This window comes from Serratia sp. (in: enterobacteria) (genome assembly GCF_046715635.1).
Lineage (GTDB): Bacteria > Pseudomonadota > Gammaproteobacteria > Enterobacterales > Enterobacteriaceae > Chania.
In genome coordinates this window covers 1-4,430 of sequence record NZ_JBKJYW010000468.1, presented here as the reverse complement: position 1 = coordinate 4,430, position 4,430 = coordinate 1, and the positions used below count along the sequence as shown (strand labels likewise).

Here is a 4,430-nt window from a genome sequence, read left to right as displayed (position 1 = left end):
ATAAGGTCGCCTTTGGTGGCAAAGGGGCTAACCAGGCGGTGGCTGCCGGGCGCAGCGGTGCGGATATCGCCTTTATTGCCTGCGTAGGCGCAGACGATATTGGTGAACGTATTCGCCAACAGCTGGCGACCGATCGCATTGATACCCAACCGATTGAAGCTATCACTGGCAGCACCACTGGCGTGGCGCTGATTTTCGTCAATGCCGAAGGCGAGAACGTGATTGGTATCGATGCCGGTGCCAACGCGGCGGTCACTCCTGATTATCTCAACCGCTATCGGCAACGGGTTATCGATGCCGATGCGCTATTGATGCAGCTTGAGTCGCCGCTGGCAACGGTGATCGCTGCCGCCAAACTGGCCAAGCAGCACCAAACCCAGGTGATCCTCAACCCGGCTCCGGCCTGTGAGCTGCCTGACGAACTGTTAGCCATGATCGACATGATCACCCCGAACGAAACCGAAGCCCAGCGGCTGACCGGTATCGCGGTGAATAATGACGCTGACGCCGATCGTGCCGCCAAAATCCTGCATGATAAAGGCATTGGCTGCGTGATCATCACCCTAGGCAGCCGCGGCGTATGGTTGAGCGAAAACGGTAAGGGTAAACTGGTACCGGGCTTTAAGGTCAAGGCGGTGGATACCATCGCGGCTGGTGATACCTTTAACGGTGCCTTGGTTACGGCCTTGCTCGAAGGCAAAGTGATGAGTGATGCCGTGCGTTTCGCCCATGCGGCGGCGGCCATTGCCGTTACCCGGCCAGGTGCTCAACCTTCCGTGCCATGGCGTGAAGAGATTGACGCCTTTTTGCAGCAACAGGGATAACGCTTTGGCTACCATGAAAGATGTTGCCCGCCTGGCGGGTGTTTCAACCTCGACGGTCTCGCACGTGATCAATAACAATCGCTTTGTCAGCGACAGCGTGCGTGACAAAGTCATGGTGGCCGTGGAACAGCTTAACTATGCGCCTTCCGCACTGGCGCGTAGCCTGAAACTCAATACGACGCGCACCATTGGCATGCTGGTGACCTCCAGCAATAACCCGTTTTATGCCGAAGTGGTGCGCGGCGTGGAACGCAGCTGCTATGAGCGCGGCTACAGCCTGATCCTATGTAACACCGAGGAAGATGTGGCGCGTATGAACAGCAGCATGGAAACGCTGCTGCAAAAGCGGGTGGATGGCCTACTAGTGATGTGTACCGAAAACCACCGCCCTTCGCAGGATGCGCTGAGCCGCTATCCCTCTTTGCCGATCGTGATGATGGACTGGTCGCCGTTCGAAGGCGCCAACGATATCATTCAGGATAACTCGTTGCTGGGGGGGGAAATGGCTACCGATCATCTGATCGCTCGCGGCTATCGTCAAATCGCCTGTATCGCCGGGCCGCTGGATAAAACGACCGCGCGACATCGTTTGGAAGGCTATCGCCGTGCCATGAAGCGTGCCGGTCTTGAAATCCTGCCGGGCTATGAGGTGTATTGCGACTTTGAGTTTGAAGGGGGCGTACATGCCATGAAGCAGCTGTTGGCGTTGGCCGAACCCCCTCATGCGGTGTTTGCTGGCAACGATGCCGTCGCCGTGGGCGTTTATCAGGCGCTGTATCAGGCCGGGTTGGTGGTGCCACAGGATATGGCCGTGATGGGTTATGACGATATTGAACTGGCTAAATATCTGGCTCCACCGCTCAGCACCATTCATCAACCCAAAGATTCGCTAGGGGAGCTGGCGATCGATGCGTTAATCAACCGCCTGCAAAACCCCGAACGTGATGCCCAGATCCTGGTGCTGACGCCAGAGCTGGTGGAGAGAGACTCCGTCGGTTACCGCTAACTGGTCGCCTTCGCTTCTTTGCGTGATTTCTCTTTGCCGGTGATCAGGTTATTGCCGTCTTTTCTTCTTAACAGCGTAAAGACGAAGGCTGAAGCGACGGTCACTATCCCCATGGTAATAAAGGTGTAGTGGAACTGATCGATCATGGTGCCGATCTCCATCGAGCCATAGAAGCGCAACACGGCGGCGCTGATCGCCACGCCAAAGCTGATAGACAGCTGCTGTGTCACTGCCAGTACGCTATTGCCGGAACTGGCGTTGCCATCGTTCAGGTCTGCCAAGCTGATGGTATTCATGGCGGTAAACTGCGTCGACATCGCCATCCCTAGAACAAACAGCGGCAAAATCATCAGCCACAGTGGCATGCCTGGGCTTTGCAGTGAGAACTGCGCAATCAGTACGCCGATAATGATAGTGATACCCACCAACGTCTTACGATAGCCGAACCAGCGCAACACCTGGGTAACGGTAGACTTGGCCATCAGAGAACCCACCGCCGTCGGGGCCATCATGCAACCGGCGACAATCGCCGAATAGCCAAAGGCCACCTGCAGCATCAACGGCATCAGGAAGGGAACGCAGCCGGTCCCCAGCCGCGAGGCCACGTTACCGGCAATGCCGACGGAAAAGGTGCGGGTCTTGAACAGATCCAGCCCAATCAGCGGCTGAGCGTGGCGGCGGGCGTGAATGATATAGCCAAACAGCATCACAAAGCCGCTCAGGAACACCCCCAGAGAAATGTAGTTGGCCAGCACCTGCTCACCGAACAGCTCCAGGCCGGTGGAGATAAATACCAGGCTAAGACCAAACAGCATAAAACCGATGAAATCAAACGGCCGCTTTGGCGTGGTGAAATCCGGCATGTATTTGCGGGCGTAGACGATGCCGAGTAAACCTATCGGGATGTTAATCAGGAAGATCCAATGCCAGGTAGCGTAGGTCACCAGCCAGCCGCCAAGCAGCGGCCCCATTATTGGCCCAACCAGGCCAGGCATGGTGACAAAGTTCAGTACCGGCAACAGCTCACTACGCGGATAAGCCCGCAACAGGGCAAGGCGTGCCACCGGCATCATCATCGCGCCGCCAACCCCCTGCAAAATACGTGAGGCGACCAGGAAACTCAGCGTCGGGGACAAGGCACATAATAGCGAGCCAAAGGTAAACAGCGATACGGCGATAATAAACACCCGCCGGGTACCGAAACGATCGGCCAGCCAGCCACTCACCGGGATTAGCATTGCAACCGTCAGGGTGTAACTGATCACCGCCGACTGCATCGCCAAGGGGGAACGATCGAGGCTGTGGGCTATCGCCGGTAAGGCGGTATTGAGAATAGTGGCATCCAACGCCTGCATAAAGAACGCCATCGCGGCGATCCAAGGCAACCCTGCCATGCTGCGTGCAGATTTTGTCATCGTGATCCCATTTTCCTTCTATATATAGCTGCGGAGTTTACGCATTCCCCTGCAACAATGTTTGGCATGCTGTGAGGGCTGTGGTGCCGTCACTGGCGACTATGGCATCCACAATGGCCTGATGGTGTTGCAGCTTGATCACTTCATTACCGGTGATCGCCCGGAAATAGCTTTGATACACCGAGCTGAACAGGTTAGCAAACGAGGTGAGAAATGGATTGGCGCTGGCTTCATAGATCAGCTGGTGGTACTGGGTATCGACCTCAATCCAGCGTTCGCGGTCAAAATCCACGTGTAGCGCCTGCATTTCTGCCATCAACGTGACCAATCGCGCCTTCTGTTCCGGAGTGGCGTTGATGGCTGCCAATGAACAGGCCTGAGGTTCGAGCGACGTGCGCAGGATAAGGAAGTGCTGCATGACTTGGCCGAAGTTCTCCCTGGTCATCCACCAGGTCAGCAGATCCTGATCGAGGAAGTTCCATTGGCTTTGCGGCATGACCCTGGTGCCGATGCGGGGGCGCGGTAACAGCATGCCTTTGGCCGCCAGCATTTTTACCGCTTCACGTACCGCAGTGCGGCTGACGCCAAACTGTTCTGCCAAATCCATCTCACCGGGCAGAATGCTGCCGGCTTGATATTCACCGGCCAGGATCTGTTGGCCGAGCTTTTCTGCCAGCAGATAAGAAAGATTACGCTGTGCGGCCTGTTGTTGAGCATCGAATTGCATGGCTGCGGTTCCTTTAACTGCATTGTTATCTTTCATTTTACGCCAGGGAGCGCCAGCTTTTACGGCTGTTTTCGGGAAAAAGTGGCAAAAACGACGAACAAGACAGCGTTTTGCCGAAAAAATCCGCGCTTGAAAAGTTTTTTGAATTTAGGGGTTGCGCCCTTCTGAGAACTCCCTATAATGCGCCTCCACTGACCGGGAACAACGACTAAACAAGTCGCCCAGCCAGGAAGAGGTAACCCGGTGAAAACACCGAAATAAAGGTTGACTCTTCAGAGGAAAAGCGTAGTATACGCCACCTCGAGTTAGCAAGCGAAAGCGCGTAACTCACTGCTCTTTAACAATTTATCAGACAATCTGTGTGGGCACTCACAAGACGATATCCAGCTACTTCGGTAGCAAAAAAATATCAAGTCTTGAAGAGTGACCAAGCAGTAATTCATGCGAATGAATTATTA

General features: G+C 55.1%; 4 protein-coding genes. 2 read left to right on the top strand and 2 right to left on the bottom strand.

Annotated features, from left to right (window positions below; genetic code table 11):
• Positions 1–824: ribokinase (gene rbsK / locus ACLQ7H_RS24205; RefSeq protein ID WP_411754866.1), on the top strand; the 824-nt coding region annotated here is incomplete at its 5' end.
• Between the two features lie 4 nt (positions 825–828).
• Complete coding sequence (rbsR, locus tag ACLQ7H_RS24200; protein ID WP_021181450.1) at positions 829–1,830, top strand: ribose operon transcriptional repressor RbsR; 1,002 nt, start codon at positions 829–831, stop codon at positions 1,828–1,830.
• Here the strand turns inward: rbsR and mdtD are convergent.
• Entirely contained in the window at positions 1,827–3,245 is a 1,419-nt protein-coding gene (mdtD, locus tag ACLQ7H_RS24195; RefSeq protein WP_411754865.1) for a multidrug transporter subunit MdtD, read from the bottom strand. The genes rbsR and mdtD overlap by 4 nt on opposite strands.
• Before the next feature lie 37 nt (positions 3,246–3,282).
• Positions 3,283–3,972 (bottom strand): FadR/GntR family transcriptional regulator, encoded by a 690-nt coding sequence (locus tag ACLQ7H_RS24190; protein ID WP_411754864.1) that lies wholly within the window; start codon positions 3,970–3,972, stop codon positions 3,283–3,285.
• Between the last annotated feature and the right edge of the window lie 458 nt (positions 3,973–4,430).